This window comes from Mesorhizobium sp. M1273 (genome assembly GCF_040318195.1).
Taxonomy (GTDB): Bacteria; Pseudomonadota; Alphaproteobacteria; order Rhizobiales; family Rhizobiaceae; genus Mesorhizobium.
In genome coordinates, this window is the sequence record NZ_JAMYLV010000045.1 from 16,522 (window position 1) to 43,060 (window position 26,539).

A 26,539-nucleotide genomic window follows, 5' to 3' on the forward strand; every position below is an offset into this window, starting at 1 on the left:
CTTGATGATCAGCCGGCAATCCTCAGAGCAGACCTGCGACCCGAAGCCATGGTGAGCGCACTGGCTACCCCCCCTGGATAGTTAACCCGTCCTTCAGCGGGCTTGGGGTAGGCTTGGTCCTCGCGAACAACGATGGGAAGCAAGCTGGTCCGTTCATGGCCCCCCTAAAGGAAGAAGAATCGCTGCAGGCCAAAATCCGTCAGGATCAGCTTGCTGACCTGAGGACCGGTCGCGAACCCGCGCTAGCAAGGCCGCGTCCGACCACGGCGCCTGTCCCACGAAATGCAGCAGAGACTGATGCTTGACCGACACCCGCGACGGCGCCGTGACGGCCGCCAACGGCTCCACGCTCTTGCGCTCTATCGGCATCAGAAGTCCGAGGCAATAATCGTTCAGCGGCTCAGCTCGGTCGGCGTGGCCGATCCCCCCCGATCAAAGCATCGACATAGGCGTCGACCGCGGCTTCACTCTCGGCTGTCCAGTCGGTCATGGCGGGGCGCTTCCCTGATCACCAAGCAGCACCCTAACAAATCCGCGACCAGCGCGAATCCCCCCGCAGCCCCGACTTTCTGACTCAGTAAGACTAGCAGCTGTTGAAGAAGTCTGACGTATTGCCTTGAGGATGGCCTCGTCGCCGTTGTGGTAGGCGAATGTGATCTCGATCGAGCCGTCGTCGAGCAATTCGGCATAGCCATCGCCTGTGACTTCATCCATCTCGTCACACCCGCCCCATGTGAAGTGAACTATCGAGGGGCTGTAGCTCAGATCGAGGCCGGCTTGCAGGGCACCAAAGGCGATCTCGCCGTTGTTGTCGGGTCCGACGGCGATGGTTGCGGGTCCACCGAGGTTCAGGTAACCGCGATCCCACAGATCGGCTTCGATGATCCGCCAGCGGCCGATCAGTTGCCAGCCCGCGGGCGCGGTCATTTCGACGCCGCCAAGAGCTTGGCACCCGCACCAGATTGTAGGCGGCGGCCGCGAAGGTGAAGGCCCACCCAACGCGGTCGCGGCCGCGCAATTTGGTCTTCTCCTGCCCAGCGACGGTTTTGATCCAGCCGAACGCCTCTTCGATGCGCTTTCTGATGCGCTGGCTGACGGCATAGCCACCGTGGCGCGTGGTGCGGCGATCGATCGCCGAACGACGGCCGTTCGTGTTCTGCGCTACGTGGGGTGTCACCTTCATCGAGCGCAACTCATTGACGAAGTCCTCTGCGTCATAGGCCTTGTCGGCGCTGAGCGTGATCGCCCGCGGCCGGTCGGCACGAGGTTCGATCATGTGCAGGGCCGCCACCCGCTCGGCATGTCCGTCGGCCAGCGTCAGACAGGCTTCCACCAGCAGGCCGTGGCGGTTCTCCATCAACCCATGTCCCATGAAGCACAACCTGGCCTCCTTGCCCCGCCCTTTGCGGTAGAGCCTGGCGTCGGGGTCGGTAGTCGAGGTGTGCGTCTCGTTCGATCGCCTCTCGCCGTGGAAGTCCGCTTCCGCATTGCGTCCGCCGCCGTCTGCCGGCGGTTCGCCATGACGCCGCTTGGGCCGCCCTTTGGCTTGACGCTCTTCATCGAAGCCCAGGCCTCGATCAGCGTGCCGTCGATCGAGAAGTGATCCGTGGACAGGAGCTTCTTGACTTTGGGTTGCGCCAGCACGGCCGCCAGGAACTTCGCCGCGATATCGCCCTCCAGCAGCCGGTCACGGTTTTTGGAGAACACCGAATGGTCCCAGGCTGCGTCGTCGACGCCGATGCCGACGAACCAGCGGAACAGGAGGTCGTATTCCAACCGTTCCATCAAAAGCCGCTCCGAGCGGATCGAATAGAACGCCTGCAAAAGCATCGCCCGCAGCAGCTTCTCCGGCGGGATAGATGGCCGTCCGATCGGCGAATATAGCGCCGCGAACTCACGCTCCAGCGTCGACAGGGCTTCAGTCACGATCGTCCGGATCGTCCGCAATGGATGATTGCGCCGAACCCGGACTTCAAGGTCCACGTAGCTTATATGAGGAGTGTCAAGGCCTTTAGGGCTCCGCTTTTTTGGGTCCGTTGGTTTTACGGTATCCATGGTCTGAGCCCGATTGCATGACGCGGCTCGTTTCCCGAGCCAGATCCAACTTATAAACGGTCGCTGTTCGAAACAGCGGCACCAACATCCCGCTTGCGGCGGACAGGGGCTCAGGAAGACGAGACCATTCTGAGACAACGGCGATTGAAGCCACGCTACGTGCCGGTTCGTCCACCTCGGATCCGCCAGGACTGATCAGATCCTGGAAGATGGCAGAATTCGATGGGTGTAGCGCATCAGGCGACCGTCATGATCGCTCCCTCGATGACAACGCCGGCGTTAATGTATTTCCACAGCGCCACGAGCAGCTTGCGGGCCAGCGCCACGATCATTGTCTTCTTCAGCCGGCCGTTGTTCTGCTTCACCCGCTCCTTGAACCATAAGGTGAGCGCTGACTGCGGTTGATGGCGCACCCATAGCCAGGCCATCTGGACCAGCGTCGTTCGCAGAGTCGGATTGCCAGATTTCGACACCCCCTGCTCGTGATCGATCGCCCCACTCTTCCAGGGCGTCGCCGCCAGGCCGGCATAGGCGGCAACCTGACGTCGGTTGTCAAAATGACGCGACAGCCCCTCCGACCAGAGGACAATGGCGAACTCCGGCCCGATGCCTTTCAGGTTGAGCAGCATCGCCGGTGCTGGCGAGACGGCCTGCGCAGCAGCGAGCATGGCATCGCGTTCGGCCTCGACCGCCTTGATCTGCTCCAGTAGCAGTTCCAGTCGATCGAGTTCCCGGCCGATCTGCGCCTTCAAATGTGCGGGCAAGGGCCGGCCGTCGCCGGTCTGAAGCGCCGCCAGTTGCTTGCGCCGATCGCGGCGCAACGGCTCGTAGCCGGATACGCCCTGGCTGAACAGCAGGCCCTTGATGCGGTTGACGTGGCGCACGCGCTCGTTCGTCAATGCCTTGCGCTCACGCGAGATGCGGCGGCGGTCCTCTTCCTCGGGCATCGGTACCCGTAGCATCGCGCACACCCGCGGTTCACCCCGCTTATAGGCCAGCAATGCCCGAACCAGCGCCTCGCCGTCGATCTTGTCGGTCTTTGCCCGGCGCCGCCGGCGCGCGGTCGCAATCGACGCCGGATCGACGACGTGGCTTTCGATCCCCTCGGCCTGTAGCACGCGGTGGATCCAGAAGCCGTCGAGCCCGGCCTCCTGGATCACGATGATCGGAAAGTGCCGCCCGGTCCGCGCTTGCGCCTTCCTGTTGAGCTCGGCAAATCGCGCCAGCATGCCGGCGACATCGCCGGCCGCCACCGAATGTTTCGACATCTTCTCGCCGCCACCCGGCGACAGCGAGGTGATCAACCATTTCGAGCGACTCAATTCCAACGAGACGAAAATTGCGCCAAGATCGGTGCGGATAGCGGTCGGCGCTTTGGGTTGGTGAGCTGCTACGGGCATGCTTGCCTCCAGGGTAAGGTGTTGATTACGCGACCTGACCTTGCCACAGCGCAGGTCGTTATCCACCCTCCTCATAGGATCTGAAAAGTTCGCCAGTTCCATCGTCGCCGCCGCGCACTCGCCACTTCCGAATCCCTTCGGAGCCAGTGAATCATTGCTGCGGTCCGGTGGCGAGGGCCTTTTTCAACAGCCCGCTAGCTCAAATCAAGTCACCAACGTATCTCATTTCACAATGCTCGGACCGCACGGTGCCAACAGTATTATCGAGATGCGGATAGCTTTTTTGTTGCGGCCACCGTTGGGCAGGATCTAAGTGTTCGGCTCTGGGAGTGGGGGCATAATTGTCAGAATCCGAAAAGTCAGTCTTCCAAAGCGATCTACCGCTAAAGGAGAAGCTCGAGCGCGCCAGGATGGAGTTGCTCGACCTCTCCGCACGTAATCGCCTTTTGAACGTGCCCCGGTTTTCAAAGAGTGCGAAAACGATCGACATCGTCGATGAGCGGTCATCCGAGGTCTATCGGTTGCTGGTGAATGAAGGGAAGGTCTTTACGTTCGTCGCAGGCAAGCCTGATAGACTAAAGGCTGGCCAAGAAGGCTCTGCTACGGAAGACGAGATCGACTACTCCCCGATTTCCCTTGCTCAGCCAGAGGACGATAAAGTGGACGACAGGGGAGTGTTTGCGCGACATACAGACACCAAACTGCAGACGCGGATGACCCCCACCGGCTTGCAACGCCGGCTTCTCGATCTCCATCACGATGCCAGGACGCTAGAGGAGGAGCAGGGCGTCAACATCCTCTTTCTGGCTCTCGGGATGCTGAAGTGGATTGACCCGAACAACAAGGAAAACATCCGTCAAGCACCGCTCATTTTGGTGCCGGTCCGGCTCGAGCGAGGAACGGCTGGAGAGAAGTTTCGGCTGCGCGCCAGGCCAGAGGATCAGAGCGCGAACCTCTCCCTTGAGCTCTATCTGGATCGGATGCACAAGCTCGCCATGCCGAGCTTCGATGCGGGAGACGACTTCGACGCCTCAAAGTATCTCGATGCCGTGGCCGAAGCGGTTTCAACCAAAGAGGGTTGGGAGGTGCTCCGGGATGATATGGTGCTGGGCTTCTTCTCGTTCGCGAAGTTCTTGATGTACCGGGATCTTGATCCTGAGATCTGGCCCGAGGCCTCCAAGATAATCGAGCAGCCGAAGATCCGCTCGCTCCTTTCCGACGGCTTTGAAGCGCGCGAGCCGCTGATGTCTGACGACATCGCGATTGATCCGCACATTGCGCCAGCGGAGATGTTGCACATCGTCGACAGCGACAGTTCCCAGACACTTGCGATCCATGATGTCAGAAAGGGTCGCGACCTTGTGATCCAGGGCCCCCCAGGCACTGGCAAATCGCAGACAATTGCGAATGTTATCGCGTCGGCCGTGGCCGACGGAAAGACCGTCCTTTTTGTGGCTGAAAAAATGGCCGCGCTGGAGGTCGTGAAGCGCCGCCTCGACAATGCCGGGGTAGGGGACGTGTGCCTGGAACTCCACAGCAACAAGGCGAACAAGCGCATGATGCTGGAGGAACTGCGTCGTACCTGGCAGCTCGGATCGCCTCGAGGACAATTCCCATCTGCGCTGACCGATCAGTTGTCGCAGGCGCGCGACAGGCTCAATGCGCATGCCGACCGGATGCATGTTCCGTTCGGCGCATCCGCCCTGACGCCCTACCAGGTTTTCGGCCAGCTAACCCGGCTCAGGCAGAACGGGCAAAAACCCGTAGATATCGAGCTCGAGGGTGCCATCCATTGGACGAGTGAAGGCGTTTCGTCACGCCGGAAGCTTCTCGACGAGGTCTCTCAACGGATCAACGAAATCGGGCTACCCATCCACCATCCCTGGAGAGGGGTAGGCCTGGACGTCGTACTGCCGACCACGGTCGAGCGGCTCGTCCCGCGCATCGGGTCATTGCTCGATCAAGCGAAGGCTGTGCAGGCAAAACTGATCGACATTGCCGCGCGGACCGAGGCCGGGCCTTCGCGAATTCTCAGCGACAGCGGCGACATAGAAGATCGCGCAGAACTGCTTGCGTCCGCACCAGAGCTTCCCGCCGATGCGTTGGTCTCGCCGGTGTGGGACGACCATCCTAAGGAGATCTCATCGCTTCTTTGGACAGGATCGGATTTCGCCCGCAAATTCGAAGACGTTTCGCAGCATTTGGTGGCGACGGCGATCGACACCCCAATTGAAGGTCTGGAGGCAGAGCTCGCAAAGCTGCCATCGGAATTCCCGAAAGACGGTTTTGTCCGTGCGCACCAGCTGACCGTTCTGCTCCCGCGCTTGCGGGATGAAGCGGAGCGGCTGAACCAGGAGCTGGGATCAACGGTTGTACCGGACACGTTGGCAGGGCTGGTTAGATTGATCGTGACGGGAGAGAGAGTTGCGGCCGCCCCTGACGCGAGCCCTGAAGCGTTTGCCGCGACCGTTTGGGACACAGGACTTGAACAAGCGGCGGACCTTGCCGAGAGCGTCGCGACGCTTGAGGCAGTCCAAGCAGAGCTGAAGGGCAAAGTTGTCGATGCTGCCTGGAACACGGAGGTTGCACCGACAAGGCAAGCCCTCGCTAGTCACACGGGTCTGTTGAAGGCATTGAGCGGCGACTACCGTCGCGCCAAAGCCCTTCTGCGGTCCCTTCTAGTCGATCCTAACGCGCCGTCGACTGAGACAGTGCGTCTCCTAGACGTGTTGATGAAGGGGCAAGCGGCGGCCACGAAGGTTCGTGACGGTGACGCCTTTGGTCGTTCCGCCTTCGGAGCAGATTGGCGCCGGGAGAAATCCTCGTCGGCACCGCTCTTGGCTCTAGTGGAATGGATGCGCACGCTAAGGGGACTTGGCTCGGAACCGCGACTTATTGCTGGTCGGATGGCCGAGCGCTCTGAAGCGGGCGCGCGGGCGCTCCGGGTTCGCAAGGTGATCGATATCGGCCGGCCGATGATCGAGGGTTTCTGGAATGATCTCGGCCACCTCGCGCCGTCCATGCTGGGTGACGTGGCCTCCGCCGAAAGGGCTTCACTGCAGCTGATGGAAGTGAAGGCGCGATCCGTGGCTCAAGCGGACGAAGCGTCTCGAGAGGTTCTGGCCAGCCTTCCTGATCAGCTATCCGGTCGGGTGGAGCTCGTCCGACGACTGGGCGCCCTACAGAAGCTTGCTCAAGAGATCGATGCTGCTCACGGCATTGGCATGTCCGCATTTGGCTCGTCTTGGCTCGGGCGAGGATCCGACTGGGCCGCGCTTACGCAGGCCGAGCTCTGGTTGAAAAACAATACCGCACTCCGACATCTGGTCGCGCGTCTGCCTGACAGGGTCGAGATCGCACAATCAGCTCGTGCAACGCGAGAAACGACCCAGGCCGCGGCACTGCGGTTGAAGGCGCTTGCGGAGGATTTGAAAGCTGATGCTTCGTCTTTGTTCGGAGTAGGCGATTTCTCTGAGGTCGTGATTGCTGAGTTGATTGCCCGATTGGAGAGCTGGGTCGAGCATCAGGAACAGCTCTCGAAATGGGTTGCCTACGAAGAACGATCTGAGACTGCCCGAAAGGCGGGACTAGGACAGTTGATCGGCGGCCTGGCCAATGGCCAGGTTCCAACCGCATCGGCGCGATCGGTCTTCGACATGGCCTATTACGAGAAAATGCTGACGGCGATGGCGAACAAGGAGCCGGACCTCGGGAGGTTTGACGGCGAGCTACATTCGAGAGCTGTTCGCGACTTTGCGGATTTGGACCGGCAGAGGATCAAGGCTAGCGCCATCGAGGTCGTGACCGCGCATCATCGCAAGATCCCCTCAAGAGATGGCGGAGCTGGGCCTGTCGGTTTGCTTCGATCTGAGATGGCGCGCAGAAGAGGCCATATGCCTATCCGGCAGTTGATGCTGAGGGCAGGACCTGCTGTCCAGGCGTTGAAGCCGGTGTTCATGATGAGCCCACTTTCGGTGGCGCAGTTCTTGTCGCCCGGTCGAATGTCGTTCGACCTCCTGGTTATGGACGAAGCGTCTCAGATCCAGCCGGTGGACGCACTCGGCGCAATTGCCAGGGCGAACCAGGTAGTCGTCGTTGGCGATGAACGCCAGCTGCCACCGACGACATTCTTTGCGAAGATGACGGGCTCGCAATCTGAAGATGACGACGGCGAGGGTGCGCAAGTCGCTGACATCGAGAGCATTCTCGGGCTTTTCACAGCCCGTGGTTTGCCACAGCGCATGCTTCGCTGGCACTACCGCAGTCGACATCAATCGCTCATCGCCGTGTCGAATAGCCAGTTCTACGACAACCGGCTCTTCATCGTCCCAAGTCCGTATACCCAAGAGGCTGGTATGGGGCTGCGGTTCCATTACGTGCCGGACGGAGTGTTCGATTCAGGTGGGACAGGGACGAACCCGATCGAGGCGCGTGCCGTAGCAGAAGCGATCATTCGTCACGCGAAGTCCAATCCACAAGAGTCTCTTGGCGTTGCGACTTTTTCTGTCAGCCAACGCCGTGCGATCCAAGATGAGCTTGAAGCCCTGCGGCGGTTGAATCCGGACACCGAAGACTTCTTCCACGCCCATCCGAGTGAGCCGTTTTTCGTCAAGAACCTGGAGAACGTTCAAGGCGACGAGCGGGACGTGATCATGATCTCGGTGGGATACGCGAAGAATTCCCAGGGCTACATGGCCATGCGCTTCGGCCCACTCGGTTCGGAAGGCGGAGAACGTCGACTCAACGTTCTCATAAGCCGGGCTAAGCGTGCCTGTGAGGTGTACGCGTCGATAACAGATGAGGACATCGACCTCGAGCGCGGAAAGGGTAAGGGGGTCTTTGCCTTCAAGCTCTTTTTGCACTACGCGAGGACTGGACGCATCTCGCTTGCTCAGACGACGACCAGAGAGATGGATTCAATCTTTGAAGAACAGGTAGCCAACGCCTTGATTGAACGAGGCTATCAGGTCCATGCACAGGTGGGTATCGCGGGCTTCTTCATCGATCTGGCAGTTGCTGATCCGGAGCGGCCAGGGCGCTACCTGCTGGGCATCGAATGCGACGGTGCCGAGTATCACTCCTCGCGCTCCGCAAGAGATCGGGATCGGCTTCGCCAGGCTGTGCTCGAAGACCACGGCTGGATAATTCACCGCATCTGGAGCGCCGATTGGTTCCAGCGTCCGCGTGAACAGCTCGAGCGGACGGTGGCGGCGATCGAGGCTGCAACGAGAGAACTTGCTGAACGGGCGGAGTTGGGAAACCAGAGAAGCCGTGGGGCGGCCGTACAAGTCGTAACGGTCGACCGGGGTAACGTCACCGAAATCGCCTTGGAGACTACGAATGGAGCCGCGACACCAGATCGAGCCTACGCAGAAGCGAGTGTACAGAGACCGCCCGAGCGGTTTGAACTTCACGAGACGCCCACCGGTCTCCTGGCTGGGCTGGTCGAGCAAATCGTCGCCGCAGAGACGCCAGTCCATCTCGATGAGGTAGTATCGCGCATTCGGGATGCATGGGGCCTACAGCGGGCCGGCGGCAGGATTCAGGACGCGATTGAGCGTGGTCTTGTTATCGCCGAAGCGCGGGGAGTGGTGGCGCGTCGAGGCGACTTCTGCTTCAAACCGGGCGCGCCTATTCAGCTACGCGACCGCAGTGGTGTCATGTCCCCTGGATTGCGTAAGCCAGAAATGATCTCCTCGGAGGAAGTTGCCCAGGGTGCAATCGAGGTGGTGAGATCCAATCTCGGCGCGACGGAGGACGAAATCGCAACGAGCGTCTCGAGGATGCTGGGCTTCAAAGCCACGAGCGCGCAGCTGAGGCAATTGATTTCAGCGGCGGTCGCCGGTGCTGTTGCGAATGGATCGTTGCGGTACCAAGACGGCCTGCTGATAGACGGCGCAAACGGTCAGTAAGAAATCAGCGAGGACGCGAGGGTGGACCGCCACCCTCGCCAGATCGTGGCGAACCTGGGGACAAACTCTGCCCTTGGCTGGAGGCTGAATGGCGTTTCGATTTGTTCATACGGCAGACATTCATCTGGATTCACCGCTGCGTTCGCTAGCGTTGCGAAACCTCGAACTCGCAGAGCTCGTGGGAGACGCCAGCCGCCAAGCCTTCATTTCGATAGTGGATTTGTGCCTGGAGGAACGCGTGGATGCGCTGGTCATTGCGGGCGACCTCTACGATGGCGATCAGACTTCGATGAAGACTGCGCGGTTCATCGCGACACAGATCGGACGGCTGCACCAGGCTGGTATTAGGGTCTTCAAGATCCGCGGCAACCATGATGCCCTCTCACGCATCTCAAAACAGCTCGTGTTTCCGGACAGCGTGACTATTTTCGGCGGCCGCGCCCAATCGGTATTGCAGACTTCAGGTGGTCTGGATGTGGTGTTCCATGGCCTGAGTTTTACGCATTCGAAGGCGCCAGAAAGTCTGTTGCCCAAGTACCCAACACCTCGTGAAGGCGCGGTCAATGTCGGTATCATGCATACCAGCATGGCCGGTTCGCTCGGTCACGACGTGTACGCGCCCTGCAGTGTGGCTGACTTGCACAATCATGGTTTCGACTACTGGGCGCTCGGACACATCCATGTTCGCCAGGTCTATCCAGGGGCACGCGCAACGGTCGTGATGCCGGGTATTCCGCAAGGCAGGGATATCAACGAGGCGGGCGAAAAATCGGCAACGCTTGTGACGATACGTGATCACGGTTCTGTTGAGATCGAGGAACGGCTGACCAGCGTCGCGCAGTTCGAACGCCTCAACATCGACCTTATCGGAACCGTTGAGTGGCCCGAAGTCGTCACGCGCATTCGAGACGCACTTGAACAGCTGCGATCCAATGTTCGATCGCGGCACGTTCTGGCACGAGTCGATTTGAGCGGAGCGACACCGTTGTCGTGGCAGCTCATTCGCGACAGGGACCTCCTCCTTGCCGAAGCTCAACAGGTGGCCGGGCAACTGGGTGACACGTGGATCGAAAAGCTCGATCTCAACGTCCTTTCACCTGGGACCGAAGCAGTTGAGGACACCGCTGATCCAATTTATGAGCTAGCCGCGTCGATGCGCAGTGACGCCACGTCCGAGGCGTTCCGCGCCGAGGCGAGGGCGTTCATTCAAAAGACAGTTGCCGAACTTCCGGCGGAAGGCCGCGACTTTGCTGGCAAGAGCGAAGCCGACCTCGACCTTTTCCTAGATACAGCGCTGGCCAGGGGCATTGACCAGGTCACCGCACGTCTCAAGGCTGGTGCCTCGTCATGAGACTGCGACGCCTTGACCTCGTTCGCTATGGGAACTTCACCGATCGTACGATCGACTTTGGACCGAAGCCCACGTCCGGCCCTGATTTGCATATCGTGTTCGGCCTGAATGAGGCTGGCAAGTCGACCGCTCTTTCTGGCTTTCTCGACCTCTTGTTCGGGATCGAGGAGCGTAGCAAATACAACTTCATTCACGAGTATAGCGCCATGCGCCTTGGTGGAGTGCTCGAACTGGCAGGTCTGGAGCATTCATTTACCCGCACGAAACAGCGGAACAATTCGCTCCTTGATGCGACCGGCAAGCCGGTCAGTGAGATGGCAATCTCGGCACACCTCGCCGGCCTGTCTCGCGATGCCTACGCGACAATGTTTTCCTTGGATGACGAGACGCTGGAAGCCGGTGGAAAGGCGATCCTGGAATCGCGCGGTGATCTCGGCAAGCTGTTATTCACCGCCAGCGCAGGACTTGGCCATGCAAGCGATACGCTAAATGCCTTGGATGCAGAGGCCGACGCGCTACATCGCAAGCAGGCCCAAGGTACCGAGATCGCGCTGCTCAAGAGGCGGCTGGCCGACCTAAAAACTCGGAAGGATGATATCGACACACTTGCTTCGACCTACGAAGGACTGGAGGCTGAACGTCGCGACGCGGCACAACAATACGACGCCCTGATCAATGAACGAGCGGTGCTGGCGAACCGGCTGGAGGCGATTGCGCGGTTCGAGCGTGCACGGCCGATGGTGGCAGATATTCGGCGCAAGCTCGTCCAATTAGACGGATTGCCGAAAACCGCTTCACCTACGCGCACTTGGGCGGGCTCGATCGCGGAGCTGATTGGTGACGATGCGAGCTTGAGAACGCGTTTGGCGGGCAATGTCGGCGAAGTTGAACGTCTGACGTCAAGCATTGCATTCCTCGACGTAGACGAGCTGATCTTGGGGGTCTCGGAGCGCATCAGAAGCTTGGCAGAGAGCAAGGTGCGCTATTCGTCGGCAGGCCTTGATTTGCCCACTCGCAAGTTCCAGCTGCAGATCCTCGACAACACCGTAGCGACTTGCCTTAGCGCGTTGGGACGCACTTCTGAACAGGATCCTGCGAAGCTACTTTTGCCAGCAGCGACGGTGGGCGTCTTGCGCACAATGATTGAGCAGCGATCCGGGATCGCCACGGCGGCAAGCGCTGCCCATGACGAAATTGCGGCTGCTATCGATGCGCTCCAATTGGCTCGACAGCGAGTTGGCGAAGAAAGAGCCGTGCCCGAATCCGTCAGAGCGAAGCTCAGTTCAGCATTGTCGAAGGCCCGCGCCAGCAACCAGTTCGCGGAAGTTGCGGCGGCCCGCGAGGAGGAAGATGCGGGTACAATACGATTCGAGGAGTTGCGGGCTCAGCTGCCGCCGTGGGCCGGCGATGCGAGCGCGCTCGCGAGCATCGCTGTTCCGAGCGCTGGGCAGATTGCTTCCTGGAAAATGGCCGCAACAGATTTAGCCAGAACCAGCTCGGTGATCGCCGAACGCCTTGAGGAATGTGAGAGCAATTCCACGAGGCAATCGGCACGACTCGAAGCATTTCGTGTGTCGATCGATGTGGCTGACGACGAAGCCGCTGCAGTGAGCCGACGAGCACGTGACGCAGCTTGGGAAACGCATAGGGCGGCGCTGACCAGCGAAACAGCTGATGACTTTGCTCTAGCGCTAGCCCGCGACGATGGCGTCGGCACGGGCCGTCTAGCGAACGCGTCGGATTTGGCAGAGATACGCGCAACGACCAGGGCGCTTGGCGAAACTTCGGCGGATTTGTCTCGTTTGCGTCAACAATACGCGCAGCTTGCCCTCGATCATGAAACCAAGATGGCTGAAGTCCGTCAGGCCGGCGGTGCGTTGCTAGAAGACGTGATCGAGCCATCACTAGAGCGCCTGGTACAGCGCTTGGACGATCGAATTGAGTTGCGTGCTGATGCACTCGGTGAATGGCGGCAGATCGAGCTCTCTCGGAAGAGGGCGGACCGGGCTGCCGAGGCGGGCGAGCAGATCCGACTGGAACTTATCAGGGCGTTGACGAGCGTCGGAATAGTACCGGCGCCGCATGACACGCTTGAAGCCGCTATGGCCCTCGCGGAATTGTTTCTAGAGCGGCAGCGCAAGTTAGACGCAGAATACGCTGAAGCACTAAGAACCGTGAATGGCAGGGAGGAGGATCTTACCGTCAGGCGTCGGGCTCTCGCCATGGCGGAGCGGCGCGAGGAGGAGTGGCTCGCCACGACAGGTGAGACGCTCAAGGGAACTTGGCTCGAGAGCGGCGTATCCGCTTCCGGCTTAAGCACAGTGCTCGAACAGTTGAGTAATCTGGCCAAAAGCGTGCAAGAGCGAGACGCCCTTCAGCTGCGCATCGACAAAATGGAAGCTGACAGGGCCGATTTCCTCAGTGAGGTCAGCTCTATCGCAGCAGATCTGGGAGAGGCTACGAAGGATGGAGAGCCGGAGCAGTTAGCGGTTCGCGTTGGCGACCGCTTGGATCGCGCTGAAAGGGCGCGTGACTCGAAGGCAGGCTTTTTGGCCGATCTCAAACGCTTGCAAGGCGAGCGCAATGTCCTCGACAATGAGACTTCGGTCCATGAGTGCCGCAAGAATGAGGTGCTGATCGCGTTCGGCGTCGAAACCTTAACCGATGTGGCGCACCGCGACGAGTTGCTGCGCGAGAGGGATCGTCTGCGCACCAGCGTGGCCGAGCTTGAGGATCGCGTGGCGGCTGAACTTTCATTGGAGAAGTTTGAGCAGGCCCGCTCGGTCCTTGACGAAATCGACTTCGACGGCCTGGCGATCGAGAAGGGACAAGGCGAGCAGAGGCTCCAGCAGCTAGACAGCTTCCTCCAACAACAGCTGATCCGACAAACGCGCGCTGCGGATAAGATTGACGAGATTGGAGGCGACGGCGCTGTCGCTCGGCTCGACGCCGAACGCCGAACCATTCTGCTGGAAATCGAGGACAGCGCGGTTCGCTATATTGAACTGAAGCTCGGCATCATGTCAGCCGGGAATGCTCTGCGCGCCTATCGCGAGCGCCACCGGTCAGGAATGATGGCGCGTGCATCGGACGCTTTCAAGCTGATGACGCAAGGCCAGCATTCTGGCCTCACGACGCAGCCCGTGAAGGGTGGCGAGGTCCTGATCGCGATGCAGCGCGACGGCCAATCCAAGGTCGCCGATGCGCTGTCAAAAGGCGCGCGGTTTCAGCTCTATCTGGCCCTGAGACTCGCTGGATATTACGAATTCGCGCAATTCCGACAGTCGGTCCCATTCGTCGCGGACGACATCATGGAGACGTTCGACCATATCCGGTCTGAAGAAGTGTTCAGGCTTTTCGGCGAAATGGCGGGCATGGGTCAGGTGATATATCTAACGCATCACAAGCATTTATGCGAAATCGCCAAGGCAGTTGTGCCAGGGACTACCATCCACCAACTCGAATAGGATGGCCGCCCAAACAGCGTCTTCCAATCTACAAGGAAATCGCTTGGCGTTGGCCGCGCTGCCGGCAATTGCGGCTTCTTACCCCTAGCCTTGCTTGCCAAGATCCCCCGGCAACTTTGCGCCTCATTTCGGTCGTCCGCATCACCCGCTCTTCTTATAGATGTCGGATGCTTCGCCATTGACCACGTCCGGAAACGCCAGGAGCGGACGTTACAAAACAAAGCAACGCCGCAATACCCCGCCATCAGGTGATTTGATACTTGAGTCGACGTTGTACGAAGGCTGGCCGCGACCCTTCGAGCACCCTTACGATATGGCCATTGGTGTTCGGGTTCTCGATCGCGCCGCAATCATAGCTGAACCTGTAACCGTTCACCTTGTCCAACCGGACATAGACGATTTGTTCGGCGTCGGCTCCGATCGCGAGGTTTGGGTTATGCGTCACCAATATGACCTGCCGGGTTTTCTTCGCGTCGCGAATACACCTTGCGAGTACCGCAAATATGCTGTCGTTGTCGAGATTGTCTTCGGGTTGGTCGATGATGAGGGGCGAGCTGTCGGTGTCTAGGTGTAGGTAGAAGACCAGCAGCAGAAGCCCCTTCTCTCCGGGGGAAAGCTGGTTCAGGTCTTTGCCTCCCAGTCTCAACTCGTACCGGGGTTCGAAGTATCCGAGGGAATAAAGGAAGTCGTAGAATTTCTTGACGTCTTTGGTCTGCCGTCTGATGCCACCGGATTTCATCGATCCGACCACATCGTGCACAAAGGCAAAGATGCTTTCGAAGGAGTTCCAGTCGACTATCGATAGCTTCTGTTGAAGGGCGCGCGCGCCTTCCGCGACTCCGCGGAAGGGGCCGCTCACGTTTTGGTTCAGATGGTTGAAGAATTCATCACCGAACTTGGGAGACGGTACAAAAGACGCGTCGATCGACACCTTGAAGTCCCCGGTACTCACCGCAGTGAGCCGCGACTCAACCTTGGTTTTCAAACCCTCGTAAAACGTTCTTATCTTGTGCTTGCTTTCGAAGAGGGTCAAGCAAAGTGCCTTACGGTCCTCAAACGCCTTGGACAATTCACCCGGCAGATCGTTGTCGATCCGGGCAATGCGGGCCTCTAGTTCCGCGATCGTCCCTAATTTCGGCGAGGCCTTTTGACCGACGATATCGCTGATCTGCTCGGATATTTCGCGGACGGCCTGCACATACCTTTGATAACGCTGTTGAGGTGCCGAGAGAGCGGCGCGCGTCTCGGCAATGCGATCGGCAATATATTTCTGCGCAGCACGAAGCTCGGGTGCACTGGCGACTTTGGAAAGATCGGTCTTTGAATCGAAAACAATGGCGCTCTCGCGCTCAATCTGAGCGATTTCTTCGTTCGCATCCTCAATCTTCTTCGTGACTTCTTCGAGGTTAACGGTAATACGGATGACCTGATCAACATCTAAGCCGAGAGCGCTATACTTAGTTTTAAAAGCCTCCTTGTCGCCTTGCACACGGTTTTTCAGGGCATTTACGGCGTCCTTGAATTCACTGGCCTCTTGCAGGGTAGTCTTGTGCCAGCCGAGCCGCGTGACGGCGCTCTTTTCACGCGCAGAAAGGTCATCCAGCAATCGGGTTTGTGACGCGATTTCTTCTGTCGCCGCTTCCTGTTCCGCACTCTGAGCAGCCGGGGCAGCTTCCTCCGGAGGCTTCGACGCTTCGAGTGCGAACACCTGCTTCTGAAGGACCCCTAGTTCCGCCTGCAGTTTGGTCTTGAATGCAGGTTCGCTCTGGTCCTCGAGTTCGAGAATCCTGATGTTGAGTTCCCGCAGCTTCGTTTTGATCTGGCTAGCTTCCTGTCGACTGTTCAACGTCTTCCGTTCTTCGAGATCGCGGAAGCTCTTGGCGTCCATCTTGTCGCTGATGTCGACGTGTGAAAATACGACGTCTTCGATTTCCCGGCGCAGCGCCTGGACTTCGATTTCGTTCGTCAGGCTCTCGAAGTAGTTCTGTGGTAGGTATTTGACCGCCTCCGGCTCGAGTTCATCGACATCATCGCTCAGTGTCCGTTCAACAACGCTCCCACTCTTCCATACGAGACGACCCGAAAAATTCTCGGCGAAGCCGGGCCGCTTGAATTTCTTGTTCGTCTGACTGTCGGTTAGAAACGAGAAATATTTCGCTTGGCGAGTATTTCCGAGCAGCGCGACAATGTCCGCGACGGCGCTTTTGCCGCTTCCCTTGTTGCCGATTATGGCAGTCAGTTCAGGGTTGAACGGGATTTCGACGTTCCGAAACCAGGTGCCGTTATGATCGGCATAGGTGGCGAGGGCATTGATCTCCAGCCTGTCGATGAACTGCGTCGCCTCTCGCTCGAGCCGGACGAGAACGGTTGGACGGTCTCCAACAAAGACGCGATGTTCCGGTTCAAAGATCGTCTGCCGGAGACCTCGGAAAGTCAGATTGGCCTTGATCCAGGTCGATTGATAGCTCGGCTCGTCACCTGTCAAACGTCCGAGGTCCTCGAAGGAATGAGCGTCACTGGCGTCATAGAGGGGCTTAGGCTCGGACTTCGACCCGTCCTCGTACCGAGAGTCGCTCAGGAAGAATGCCGTGCTGTTCGACTTCCCAAAGAAGGCGCTACTGATCCTGTCGAGTTCATCGGAAATGGATTTGCTACGCTGGGAATTTTTGGCGGTACCGCGTAGGCCATCGTTTCCGGCGGCGGTGACGATAATGTATTGCTCCGGCGCGAAGCATCCTTTTAGCGAGTCCTTAACATCATGTATGCTGACGGTCGCCGCAGCGTAGTTCGCAGACGTCAGTTCACTGCAGCGTAACCGTCTGCCACCAACGGATATGTGCGTTTCGAGGTCGTTGAGGAATTTACTCAAGGCTTCGGCCGTCGCGACAGCCGGGTCTACCAGAACATGCGCGTTGACGTTTTTGCCGTCGATGCTGACCGTCTCGGTCAAACGCAGCTCTAGGTTCGGGATCACTAGCTTGGTCGAGTCCGGATACGATTGGCGATACCACTTGACGGTGTTCAGGTAGCCGTCGAATGAAAAATAGTCCGTTATGCCAAAGGCCTTGACCTCGGATTGTTCGAGAATAGCCACGAAGCGTTTCCACGTCGCGTCCTCCGGTTTGCCATATCCGCAAGAGAGCTTCGTACCGGGCGCGTGTAAATGCAGATCCCACTTAAGCCACTGCGACCCTCGATGAGCCTCTCGTTTGGCAGCACGCGGCGTTGAGGACACACTCATCCGAAGCACTCCAGGTGACGGGGTTTCCGATCCGAAAAAGCCTTGCCTGTCGTCCGGCAGGATCACGAATCGGCGCCCAGATGAACGCGCGGGTACAATCTAGTCGGATGAAAAAATCAATCAAGGCGTGTTCTCATGACCTTGGAGCACAAGTCACCGCCTGTCGCCGAAAGATAAAAGCAGTGCTAGAAACAAAAGGCGGGCATGCAGCCGCCGCTGCCTATCCAGGTCCAGAGGTTGCTAGGCGTGTTCTTGTGGTTTCCAACTTCCGCAAAAAAGCCGACTGACGGGGTGACATTCGGCTCCGAAACGCTGCCTCAGTTGAGCAATGGCACCGTTGCCGAAAAGCGTGACGTCCGTTATCGGCCTCAGCGGCCAGAAGCAACTCGCTCGTAAAATCCTGACAGCATGTCACGCCCGCCGCGACATTGCCGATCCCGACATGCTCGGCAGATACGAAAGCCGGCTGCGCCTGTCGGCGGCACCGCTCTATCATGCCACCAACATGCTTGTCGGTCTCTACTCAGGCGAGCACCCGGCGGCACGGCTTGCAAGACATGCGGGGCTCCGCTTTGCCCAATATCTTCCCTTTGTCCGCCATGGCATTTCGGCCATGCTCAGGCGGTGAATCGGCAGATAGCCCTGCCGCTCTGGAACGCTGTCTCGGCGCGGCTTCCTTTTGTCTCTGACGTTGCCGATCCTGGCATGATTCGGATCAAGAAACGCGCGCGGACCTGCGACCCGAAGCCATGGTGAGCGCACTGGCTACCCCTGCTGGATAGTTAACCCGTCCTTCAGTGGGCCTGCGTAAGCTTGTCCTCGCGAACAACGATGGGAGCAAGCTGGTCCGTCCATGGCCCCGAAGAAAGTAGACACGCTGGAGGCCAAAATCCGTCAGGATCAGCTTGCTGACCTGAGGACCGGCCTCTTCGTGTCGATGCCGATAAGCGGTATCCTGTCAGGCCTGATTTGGGCGGTGCACGCCCTTTCTGGCAGCGGCTTTGCCGCTGCAATCTGGTTCCTGGTCGTCAATGCGATAAATGCCGCCCGCCTTGCACTCGCGCGTTATCAGCTAAAGGAAACGGGGCGCCATGACGGTTTAGTGGGGGTTTTGCCGCGGCTTCGCTGGTTTGGCATCCTTGCTCTTCTGGCAGGGTTTGCCTGGTCCTTCCTGGCCGTCCTGACTGTTGGATACACGACACCTCAAGCACCGCTGCATCTGGTCATTCTGGCGGGCATTTCCGCTGGTGCGGTTACATACGGCAGTTCGTATGCCGCGGCGGCGACCAACTTCATCACACCTCCGCTCCTCATCACGGTGGCTTGCCTTTTGGCGAAAGGCAATTTTGAAGACTACATTCTGGCTTTTACCGTTCTGCTCTTCATGGGCGGCTTGGTTCGAGCTTCGTTTGTTGGGCAAGCACGGTTCCGCGAAGCGAGCCGCCTGAGGCATGAGGCCGAGCGGCTTGCGGCGGAGATGAAGGCCAGTTCCAGGCAGGACCACCTGACGGCCCTTCTCAACAGGCGTGGCCTCGAAGACGCAATAGGACGTTTCGAGACCGCGGATGGCCCCTTCGTGGCAATGCTGGTTGATCTGGACGGGTTCAAATCCGTCAACGATACCTACGGTCACAGGACCGGTGATGAACTGCTTGTCAGGATCGCCCGCCGCATAGAGGAGGAAGCACCGGAAGGCTCAACGCTCGCTCGTATCGGCGGCGATGAATTCGTGCTGTTTTTTCCCTCAACGAGGGTTTCGCTTTCTGCCAGTGATCTCGCCTCCAATATCATAGCCAAAATTGCCCGCCCCTATATCGAGGTCGCGTCCGTCCGGGTCGGGGCATCAATAGGAATATATCTGGCGGAAAGCCCGGGCCTGACCGAAATGTTGTTGCGGGCGGATATCGCCCTTTATACGGCCAAGCGTCGTGGCAGGAACGAATTTTGCCTGTTCGATGCCGAACTCGACAGGGAACTGCAACGCCGCCAGTCCGTCGAACGGGACCTTCATTCGGCGATAAAGACGAGAAGCTTGCAACCTTGGTTCCAGCCGATCGTGAAACTCGACACCGAGGCCGTGGTCGGCTTTGAAGCCTTGCTGAGGTGGTCCCATCCGACTCATGGTGCCATCTCTCCACCCGAAATCATCACAGCTGCACGCGAAACCGGAATGCTTCAGCTGCTGACGCAAACCGTATTCGCCGACTGTTGTGCTTTTATCGACGGCTTGGTGAAAGCTGACTGTCGTGATCTCCGTGTGGCGATGAATGTTTCACCGCGCGAACTGGAAGCCGGCGATATCGACGACATGGTTCTGGATGGTCTGGCGGCAAGAGGTCTCCCTGCAACGATGTTCGAGATCGAGATTACCGAAGAATCCCCGGTTGACCCGGACAGAGTGGATGAAAAGCTCGGACGGCTTTCACATGCCGGCATTTCCATCGCGCTCGATGACTTCGGCACCGGCTTTTCTACGTTGGCATCGCTCAAGGACAGTCGGATACGCAAGGTCAAAATAGACCAGGGCTTCATTCGCGGCTTGGCCAAGTCCCGAGAGGACCGACTGCTTGTCAAATCGGTCATCGATCTCGGTAACATGCTCGGGATCGAGGTCATGGCCGAGGGCGTCGAAACAGAGGCGGATCGGCAAACCCTGCACAAGCTTGGCTGCCGAACCGCTCAAGGCTTCCTGTTCTCCAAGGCTGTGCCTCTGAGCCAAGCACTGGAAATGGCAGTCAAACAGCACGCGAACCAGTTGTGACCGCTCCCGCCGCGCCGTCTCTCGCGGCCGTGCGCCCATGAGTGACGGGTATCTGAACTTCCTTGTTTGAAGAGCATGACAATCCGTGCTGTGCGTCAGCCGGCGAACAGTTCCTTGTAGCCGGTCGTCACCATCCAGTTCGCCCGGTCGATATGGCTGCGAAGAGCCTTGCGGGCGCGGACCGGTTCAAGGGCCGGGTCGATGCCGAGAATGAGATCGGCCATCTCCTCTTCGCTGGCATTGTCGGCGCAGGCATCCAGGATCCGCAGGTAGATCGTGAAATGCTCCCTGTCGTAGCTCGTGAGGTTCTCCGACCAGGGGACTTCATCGCTCAACGTTGAGCTTCGACTCTCATCTGTTCCCATTGATCGATTCATGCCTGCGAACCTCGCCTGTTGAGCGCCCGCAGCATATCCCAAAATGGGATAATCCGAAACCGGGATTAGTCGCTGATCCGGTCTTTACCCGACCGGTTCGCCTACATGCCCAAGTCTCTTCGATCGCCCCGCCACCAGCGGTTTCTGGCCCAGCTGGTTTCCCTGCGCAAGGCCAAAGGTCTGACTCAGGCGCAGGTGGCCGAGAAGCTTGATCGTCCCCAATCCTTCGTGGCCAAGTACGAGGGTGGAGAGCGTCGTCTCGACGTCATCGAGTTTCTCGACTTAACTGCGGCGCTTGACGCTGATCCGTGCGAGATTCTGTCCAGCCTGCGGTCCTAGCGGGCGCCCGCGCGCCTAACGGCTCGCGCCGGTGCCGTGAACCGAGCGCGCTTTTCTTCGGCAAGCTGCCATTCCGCTGCGGGTGGGTCTTTACCAGGCCATGCCGATATAGGATGATAATCCTAGGTGGGGCGATTCCTCAACGGAGATCGCAATGGCTAGGACCAAACTTTCCAGGCAGCTTTCACAGGCTGAAATCGAGCGCTTTCTGGCGGAGGCGGAACGGCTGCACAAGAGCATCGTCCAGCCGCTTCTATCACCTAGCAGCGACCATTACCGGGCTCTCCAACGCACCCATGACGCGCTGTTAAAGACGGTGAAGGATATCACGGGTAAGGATGCGCCGTTCATTCAATGGTTCGGAACAGGGCCGGTGAATTAGACCAGACTTATAGACTCCAGGCTGCAAACGTCGCATTCTCTCTTCGGGGAGAAGGGGCGTGGGCAACCATCGCTATCAAGACAATCGGTACAACCGTCGCAGGTATGGCGAGCGCCATCGTTCGAAGGACGTTCCGTTGTGGGCAAAGATCGTTGCTGGTGGAACAATCCTGGCTGGCTTTCTTGCCTTCGAAATCGGCCCTGCCGCTGTCGGCTGCAACATCAAAGCCAATATCAGCTACAACACGGGCGAGCGAATCTATCATGTTCCCGGACAGGAATATTACTGGGAGACGCGCATCAACCTGTTGAAAGGCGAGCGCTGGTTTTGTTCGGAGGAAGCCGCGCGCAAGGCTGGGTGGCGGAAGTCTCGGGTCTGAGCGTCCGTGGTAAATGCTTGCGAAAATGCTGCATCGCACATGTTTTCGGTGCAGCATTCATTTGAAGTATTTATCGCGATCCGTTCGAAAAATCTGTCCAGCCTGCCGTCCTGGCGGGCGCCCGCGCGCCTGACGACGCGCACCAGGTGCTCGTGAACCGAGCCCGCTTTTCTTCGGCAAGCTCAGGCGGTCTCGGCCATTCGGCTTTGCCCCTTGGCGTGGGCAGCCCTTCGGGCTGTGACGGCCGCCGCCCTTGCGGGCGGCGGGGTTTGTCTGTTGGCCTTTCCCGGTGGCGCGGGGTGGGCGGCACTCCCTTCTAGGCCCGCCGCGGCAGCCCGCAACCCTTCGCGTGCCGCTCAGGGTCCTCCTCTTCGTTCCGGTCCTTCGGATGCGGTCCGCCTCCCACGGCGGGCCTTTCCGGTCGCGACTCGCCGCCCACCCCGCTTCCGGGGAAAGGCGCGGCGATTGGCGAGCGGAGGATGAGACGATGCATGCAAACAGCAAGCGTTCCGCCAGCGGAGAGGCTGGCGCAGGCAAGGGCGGGCGCCCCAGCGCCAGCCTTTATCAGGAGATCACGGACCGCATCATTGCCGAGCTGGAGCGCGGCACCGTGCCATGGGTCAAGCCATGGGGCAGCGCAAAGGCAGGCCTTGGCCTGCCGAGGAATGCATCCTCTGGGCGCACCTATTCCGGCATCAATATCCTCATCCTGTGGGGCGCGGTCATCGAGCGCAGCTATCCCAGCCAGAACTGGCTCACCTTCCGGCAGGCGCTCGTCCTTGGCGGCAACGTCAGGAAGGGCGAGCGCGGCACGACCATCGTGCATGCCGACCGCTTTGTCCCCAAGGACGAGAAGGAGCGCGCACGCCACGAGGGCGATGAACCACAGGCCGTGCCTTTTTTGAAGCGCTTCACCGTCTTCAATGTCGCGCAGTGCGATAATCTTCCGGAAGACCTCTATGCCGCCGCCGAGCCGCTGCCTCAGTGCGAGATCGTGCCGCAGGCCGAGACGCTCATTCGCGCCAGCGGTGCGGATTTCAGAGTCGGCGGCGATCGCGCTTTCTACATGCCGGGCAGCGACCACATTCAGGTGCCGCCGCAGCCGGCGTTCCATCAGCAGATCGACTATTACCGGACCTGCTTTCACGAGCTTGGCCACTGGACCGGCCACCCGACGCGGCTTGCTCGCGACCTCTCCGGCTCGTTCGGCTCCAAGGCTTACGCGCGTGAAGAATTGGTCGCCGAAATCACTGCCGCCTTCGTCTGCAGCAATCTCGGTATCGAGCCGACCGTGCGTCATGCCGATTACATCGGCTCATGGCTGAAGGTGCTGCGCGAGGACAACCGCGCGATCTTCCGTGCCGCCAGTCTTGCCTCCAAGGCCGCCGATTTCCTGCTTGGCCTTCAGGCCGATGCCGAAGGCGAGGCGCAGGAAGGGATTGCGGCATGACGATGCGCGATCCTCAACTGACCGCGAGCGAGCCGACGCCGCAAGGCGAGCAGATGCTCATTCCCGGTGTCCGGCCGATCACCACGCGCGATCGGCTCACCCTCCTGATGGACGCGCCGATGTGTCCGCGCGCGGCGCAAAAGCCGCTCGATATCGGCCTCTTCGATGAAGCCAGCAGAAATCAACTCGACCTGTTCTGATGACAAGGAGTCTTTCCATGATCCTGATCACCGATCCACTGCGCGCACGACTGCTCGCCAATGGCGCCGCCGACGCCGAAACCGACCATTTTCCCGTTGTGAAACTGTTTAATCCCACAGGTGCCGCCACGTGGCTTCTGAGCGAACTCGACGCCGATGGCGACACGCTGTTCGGCCTTTGCGATCTCGGCTTCGGCTTCCCCGAACTCGGCAGCGTCAGTCTGGCCGAGCTTGCATCCGCAAAAGGTCCGCTTGGCCTCGGCATCGAGCGCGACCTGCATTTCCAGGCGCGCTATCCGCTCTCCGCCTATGCCGAAGCCGCCCGCATTTGCGGCCACATCACCGAGGCCGAGCGACTTCTGCGGCAGGCAGCAGACGCCCTTTCAAAGTCCCATTCCGAGCTTCCGCCCGACACGGCGGAACAGCAGCGCCGATATGCGCAAAAACCGTCCCGCCGCGCCGGCCGTCGGCATCTGCGGCGGGGACAACCTCACCAAAGCGAAGGAGAGTAGCCATGCAGCTTGCCCACATCCCCTTGGATCACCTCAACATTTCCGCGCTCAACATGCGCCATGGAAGACGCGCGCCCGACATTTCCGACATCCTGCCCTCCGTGCGTGCGCGCGGCGTGCTGGTGCCTCTCCTTGTGCGACCGAACGGGCAACCGGAAAGCTTCGAGATCGTCGCCGGCAGGCGGCGCTATTTCGCCGCGAAATCGCTTGCCGACGAGCGCGGCGAAGGCGATCCCTTGCCCTGCGCCATCATGGAGGATGGCGACGACGCCGATGCGCTGGAAGCCTCGCTGATCGAAAACCTCGCCCGTCTCGATCCTGACGAAGTATCGCAATGGGAGACGTTTTCGCGGCTCGTCAGGCAAGGCCGCACCGTTCCCGATATCGCTGCGACCTTCGGCATCACTGACCTGAAGGTCAAACGCATTCTGGCGCTTGGCGACCTCTTGCCCAAAATCCGCGAAGCCTACCGGCGCGAGGAGATCGATACCGAGACGGTGCGCCATCTCACCATGGCGTCCAAGGCGCAGCAGAAGGACTGGCTGGCACTCTGTGCCGATCCCGATCAATACGCGCCGCGTGGCTATCAATTGAAGCAATGGCTGTTCGGCGGCCAGTCGATTTCCACCAAGGTGGCGCTGTTTGCCATCGACGAATATCCCGGCCTGATCACGTCGGACCTGTTCGGCGAGGACAGCTATTTCGCCGATGCCGACCTGTTCTGGCAAAAGCAGAACGAAGCGATTGCCACCAGACGCGACACCTATCTCAACGACGGCTGGAGCGAGGTGGTGCTGCTGGAACCGGGCCAATATTTCCACGCATGGGACCACGAGAAGACCCCGAAGAAGAAGGGCGGCAAGGTCTTCATCGCGGTCACGTATCGCGGCGAGGTCGAGTGTCACGAGGGCTGGCTGTCACACAAGCAAGTCCGCCGCGCCCGCGAGGGCGGCGAGCAAGAAGAAACAGCCGCCAAGCCGCCGCGCCCCGAACTCACCGGCCCGATGCAGAACTATGTCGATCTGCATCGCCATGCTGGCGTGCGCGCGGCCATGTTCGACCATCCCGCCGTGGCGCTGCGCCTCGTGGTGGCGCACGCCATCACCGGTTCCGGCCTGTGGCAGGTGCGCCGTGAACCGCAGCGAGCAGCCAACGAGACGGTGACTGCCAGCCTTGCCGGCTGCAAGGCTGAAGCCGCATTCGGCAAAAAGCTGCGCGAAGTGTTGGCCCTGCTCGGATCACCGGATGAGGATGGCGTGGTCGCCGGCGGCAATGGCGACGCCTTTGCTATCGCCCGCGTCTTCGCGCGCCTCTTGGCGCTGTGCGACGACGATGTCATGCGCGTTCTCACCCTTGTCATGGCCGAGAAGCTTGCAGCCGGCAGCGCCGTCATCGAGGCGCTCGGTAACCATCTGAACGTCGATATGGGCACATTGTGGCAACCGGACGATGCCTTCTTCGACCTCTTGCGCGATAAGGAAATCGCCAATTCGATGCTGGCCGAGGCCGGCGGCAAGCTGGTCGCGGACGGCAATGTCGCCGAGAAGGTCAAGACGCAAAAGAAGATCACCCGCGACTTCCTGGCGGGCGAGAACGGCCGCCAGAAGATTGAGACCTGGCTGCCGCGCTGGATGAAATTCCCGGCCGAAAGCTACACCAGCCGCGGCGGCTTCCGCACCGCCGATCAGTGGACACATGTGCAGCCGCTGTTCGTGCGCGAATGAACCGATTAGCGTCAAGCGGCGGTTCTTTCGAGTGCCGCCGCTCAGATCGCGCGCGCCGCTCCGGGCCGCGCCGGCTGCCGATTGGTCATCTTGTCGAGCCAGTGCCTTGCGCGAGAAATCCCGACGCCAATTCGCGCCCGTTTCGGCAGCCCTGCACCGCGCCGGGTTGCTTGCCGAGGCGCTCCGCGCATGGGCCAATTACCGATCCGGTTGGCGACAGAGCCCCCGCAGCCAGCGCCCTGTAATGCCGCCTGCTCGTTTGTGTCACCGATCGCGCCACCTGTCTCCATGTGTCTCAGGGACCATTCCCCTGCGGCTGGCTTGACGACCTATGGGCGGATCCGGCCCGCCCGAAACCCTCGCCAGCAGCTTTTTTCCCCGCCGCCTGCGGCGGCTTCCTCGCGCCGCTTCGCTTCAAAAAAGCTGCCCGCTCGGGTCCTCCGCTATCGCTGCGGCCGTCCCGGTTCCGGCGGTCCGGACGCGCCCATCACGGTCCGCCATCGCAGGGGAATGGTCCCCTGCGAGCACCAAAGGAGACTGAAAATGACCGCGATCGGATACGTTACCAAACAGGAAAACGGCGGCTACAAGGGCCAGCTCAAGACGCTTAGCGTCCGCGCCGACATCGACATCGTGCCCAATCAGGCAAAGAGCGCCGACACCCATCCCGACTTCCGGGTGCTGACGCAAGGGGTCGAAGTAGGGGCCGGCTGGATCCGCACCGGCGAGACCTCCGGCAAGGACTATGTGAGCCTGTCGATTGCCGCCCCGGAGTTCGGTCCGCGCAAGCTCTACGCCAATCTCGGCCGCGCCGCCGGCCAGGACGATGACGACACATACGCCATCATCTGGAACCCGGTCGACTGAACCGCCAGCCCCGAGCCCCGCGCCCCCACCCCCGCGCGGGGTGGTGGAATAAAGGGCGGCGGAACAAACCCCCCCCCACAGCACACCCGCGCCAACATATAAAAGCAGACCCAAAACAGCGG

General features: G+C 59.9%; 15 protein-coding genes and 4 pseudogenes. 13 read left to right on the plus strand and 6 right to left on the minus strand.

Annotated elements, in window-relative coordinates; all coding sequences use genetic code 11:
* Window positions 1–231: 231 nt before the first annotated feature.
* The 4 genes and pseudogenes from NKH30_RS29685 to NKH30_RS29700 form a co-directional block, all read right to left on the minus strand.
* Window positions 232–490, minus strand: a pseudogene (locus tag NKH30_RS29685) (transposase); the annotation flags it as partial.
* Complete coding sequence (locus tag NKH30_RS29690) at window positions 487–714, minus strand: hypothetical protein (protein ID WP_352717927.1); 228 nt, start codon at window positions 712–714, stop codon at window positions 487–489. The pseudogene NKH30_RS29685 and the gene NKH30_RS29690, both read right to left, overlap by 4 nt.
* Before the next feature lie 232 nt (window positions 715–946).
* Window positions 947–1,992: pseudogene (locus tag NKH30_RS29695) on the minus strand (IS5 family transposase); the annotation flags it as partial.
* A 299-nt stretch (window positions 1,993–2,291) separates the two neighbouring features.
* On the minus strand, window positions 2,292–3,455 hold the full coding sequence (locus tag NKH30_RS29700; protein WP_352997744.1) for an IS110 family RNA-guided transposase: 1,164 nt from the start codon (window positions 3,453–3,455) through the stop codon (window positions 2,292–2,294).
* A 341-nt stretch (window positions 3,456–3,796) separates the two neighbouring features.
* Between NKH30_RS29700 and NKH30_RS29705 the strand changes: the two genes are divergently transcribed.
* From NKH30_RS29705 to NKH30_RS29715, 3 genes are all read left to right on the plus strand, one after another.
* Window positions 3,797–9,367, plus strand: a complete 5,571-nt coding sequence (locus NKH30_RS29705) for a DUF3320 domain-containing protein (protein WP_352997745.1) — start codon at window positions 3,797–3,799, stop codon at window positions 9,365–9,367.
* An 88-nt stretch (window positions 9,368–9,455) separates the two neighbouring features.
* Window positions 9,456–10,718: a metallophosphoesterase family protein gene (locus tag NKH30_RS29710; RefSeq protein WP_352997746.1), complete on the plus strand. Its 1,263-nt coding sequence runs from the start codon at window positions 9,456–9,458 to the stop codon at window positions 10,716–10,718.
* Window positions 10,715–14,185, plus strand: coding sequence for an ATP-binding protein (locus NKH30_RS29715; protein ID WP_352997747.1), 3,471 nt, complete (start codon window positions 10,715–10,717; stop codon window positions 14,183–14,185). The genes NKH30_RS29710 and NKH30_RS29715 overlap by 4 nt, the downstream gene beginning before the upstream one ends.
* 244 nt (window positions 14,186–14,429) lie before the next feature.
* Here the strand turns inward: NKH30_RS29715 and NKH30_RS29720 are convergent, their stop codons facing one another.
* Window positions 14,430–17,426 (minus strand): TrlF family AAA-like ATPase, encoded by a 2,997-nt coding sequence (locus NKH30_RS29720; RefSeq protein ID WP_352997752.1) that lies wholly within the window; start codon window positions 17,424–17,426, stop codon window positions 14,430–14,432.
* A gap of 361 nt (window positions 17,427–17,787) precedes the next feature.
* On the opposite strand from NKH30_RS29720, the pseudogene NKH30_RS29725 reads away from it, so the two are divergent.
* A pseudogene (locus tag NKH30_RS29725) lies at window positions 17,788–18,054 on the plus strand (5-demethoxyubiquinol-8 5-hydroxylase UbiM); the annotation flags it as partial.
* Window positions 18,055–18,279: 225 nt separating this feature from the next.
* Window positions 18,280–20,187 carry a putative bifunctional diguanylate cyclase/phosphodiesterase gene (locus NKH30_RS29730; RefSeq protein ID WP_352938819.1) on the plus strand — a complete coding sequence of 636 codons (1,908 nt, stop codon included), beginning with the start codon at window positions 18,280–18,282 and terminating at the stop codon, window positions 20,185–20,187.
* 95 nt (window positions 20,188–20,282) lie between these two features.
* Here the strand turns inward: NKH30_RS29730 and NKH30_RS29735 are convergent, their stop codons facing one another.
* Complete coding sequence (locus tag NKH30_RS29735; RefSeq protein ID WP_352610886.1) at window positions 20,283–20,564, minus strand: DNA -binding domain-containing protein; 282 nt, start codon at window positions 20,562–20,564, stop codon at window positions 20,283–20,285.
* Between the two features lie 105 nt (window positions 20,565–20,669).
* On the opposite strand from NKH30_RS29735, the gene NKH30_RS29740 reads away from it, so the two are divergent.
* The 8 genes and pseudogenes from NKH30_RS29740 to NKH30_RS29775 all read left to right on the plus strand — a co-directional run bounded on the left by NKH30_RS29740 (window position 20,670) and on the right by NKH30_RS29775 (window position 26,417).
* Window positions 20,670–20,903, plus strand: coding sequence for a helix-turn-helix domain-containing protein (locus NKH30_RS29740; protein ID WP_023679646.1), 234 nt, complete (start codon window positions 20,670–20,672; stop codon window positions 20,901–20,903).
* A gap of 154 nt (window positions 20,904–21,057) precedes the next feature.
* Window positions 21,058–21,285, plus strand: a complete 228-nt coding sequence (locus tag NKH30_RS29745; RefSeq protein ID WP_352529541.1) for a hypothetical protein — start codon at window positions 21,058–21,060, stop codon at window positions 21,283–21,285.
* Window positions 21,286–21,343: 58 nt separating this feature from the next.
* Window positions 21,344–21,664 carry a sunset domain-containing protein gene (locus tag NKH30_RS29750; RefSeq protein ID WP_352529543.1) on the plus strand — a complete coding sequence of 107 codons (321 nt, stop codon included), beginning with the start codon at window positions 21,344–21,346 and terminating at the stop codon, window positions 21,662–21,664.
* Window positions 21,665–22,151: 487 nt separating this feature from the next.
* Entirely contained in the window at window positions 22,152–23,114 is a 963-nt protein-coding gene (locus NKH30_RS29755) for an ArdC family protein (RefSeq protein ID WP_352618503.1), read from the plus strand.
* Window positions 23,111–23,314 (plus strand): hypothetical protein, encoded by a 204-nt coding sequence (locus NKH30_RS29760; RefSeq protein ID WP_352549568.1) that lies wholly within the window; start codon window positions 23,111–23,113, stop codon window positions 23,312–23,314. The genes NKH30_RS29755 and NKH30_RS29760 overlap by 4 nt, the downstream gene beginning before the upstream one ends.
* Before the next feature lie 17 nt (window positions 23,315–23,331).
* Window positions 23,332–23,739, plus strand: a pseudogene (locus NKH30_RS29765) (DUF2958 domain-containing protein); the annotation flags it as partial.
* A gap of 89 nt (window positions 23,740–23,828) precedes the next feature.
* The gene (locus tag NKH30_RS29770) at window positions 23,829–25,550 is read left to right on the plus strand and encodes a ParB/RepB/Spo0J family partition protein (protein WP_352997749.1); all 1,722 of its coding nucleotides are present in this window, start codon (window positions 23,829–23,831) and stop codon (window positions 25,548–25,550) included.
* A 543-nt stretch (window positions 25,551–26,093) separates the two neighbouring features.
* Window positions 26,094–26,417 (plus strand): DUF736 domain-containing protein, encoded by a 324-nt coding sequence (locus tag NKH30_RS29775; RefSeq protein WP_023672372.1) that lies wholly within the window; start codon window positions 26,094–26,096, stop codon window positions 26,415–26,417.
* The last annotated feature ends 122 nt before the right edge of the window (window positions 26,418–26,539 follow it).

Excerpts from the sequence above, each read along its gene's own strand:
- NKH30_RS29690 (WP_352717927.1), bottom strand. The coding sequence starts at position 714 with ATGGATGAAGTCACAGGCGATGGCTATGCCGAATTGCTCGACGACGGC.
- NKH30_RS29700 (WP_352997744.1), bottom strand. The coding sequence starts at position 3,455 with ATGCCCGTAGCAGCTCACCAACCCAAAGCGCCGACCGCTATCCGCACC.
- NKH30_RS29710 (WP_352997746.1), top strand. The coding sequence starts at position 9,456 with ATGGCGTTTCGATTTGTTCATACGGCAGACATTCATCTGGATTCACCG.
- NKH30_RS29715 (WP_352997747.1), top strand. The coding sequence starts at position 10,715 with ATGAGACTGCGACGCCTTGACCTCGTTCGCTATGGGAACTTCACCGAT.
- NKH30_RS29720 (WP_352997752.1), bottom strand. The coding sequence starts at position 17,426 with ATGAGTGTGTCCTCAACGCCGCGTGCTGCCAAACGAGAGGCTCATCGA.
- NKH30_RS29730 (WP_352938819.1), top strand. The coding sequence starts at position 18,280 with ATGGCCCCGAAGAAAGTAGACACGCTGGAGGCCAAAATCCGTCAGGAT.
- NKH30_RS29735 (WP_352610886.1), bottom strand. The coding sequence starts at position 20,564 with ATGAATCGATCAATGGGAACAGATGAGAGTCGAAGCTCAACGTTGAGC.
- NKH30_RS29740 (WP_023679646.1), top strand. The coding sequence starts at position 20,670 with ATGCCCAAGTCTCTTCGATCGCCCCGCCACCAGCGGTTTCTGGCCCAG.
- NKH30_RS29745 (WP_352529541.1), top strand. The coding sequence starts at position 21,058 with ATGGCTAGGACCAAACTTTCCAGGCAGCTTTCACAGGCTGAAATCGAG.
- NKH30_RS29755 (WP_352618503.1), top strand. The coding sequence starts at position 22,152 with ATGCATGCAAACAGCAAGCGTTCCGCCAGCGGAGAGGCTGGCGCAGGC.
- NKH30_RS29760 (WP_352549568.1), top strand. The coding sequence starts at position 23,111 with ATGACGATGCGCGATCCTCAACTGACCGCGAGCGAGCCGACGCCGCAA.
- NKH30_RS29770 (WP_352997749.1), top strand. The coding sequence starts at position 23,829 with ATGCAGCTTGCCCACATCCCCTTGGATCACCTCAACATTTCCGCGCTC.
- NKH30_RS29775 (WP_023672372.1), top strand. The coding sequence starts at position 26,094 with ATGACCGCGATCGGATACGTTACCAAACAGGAAAACGGCGGCTACAAG.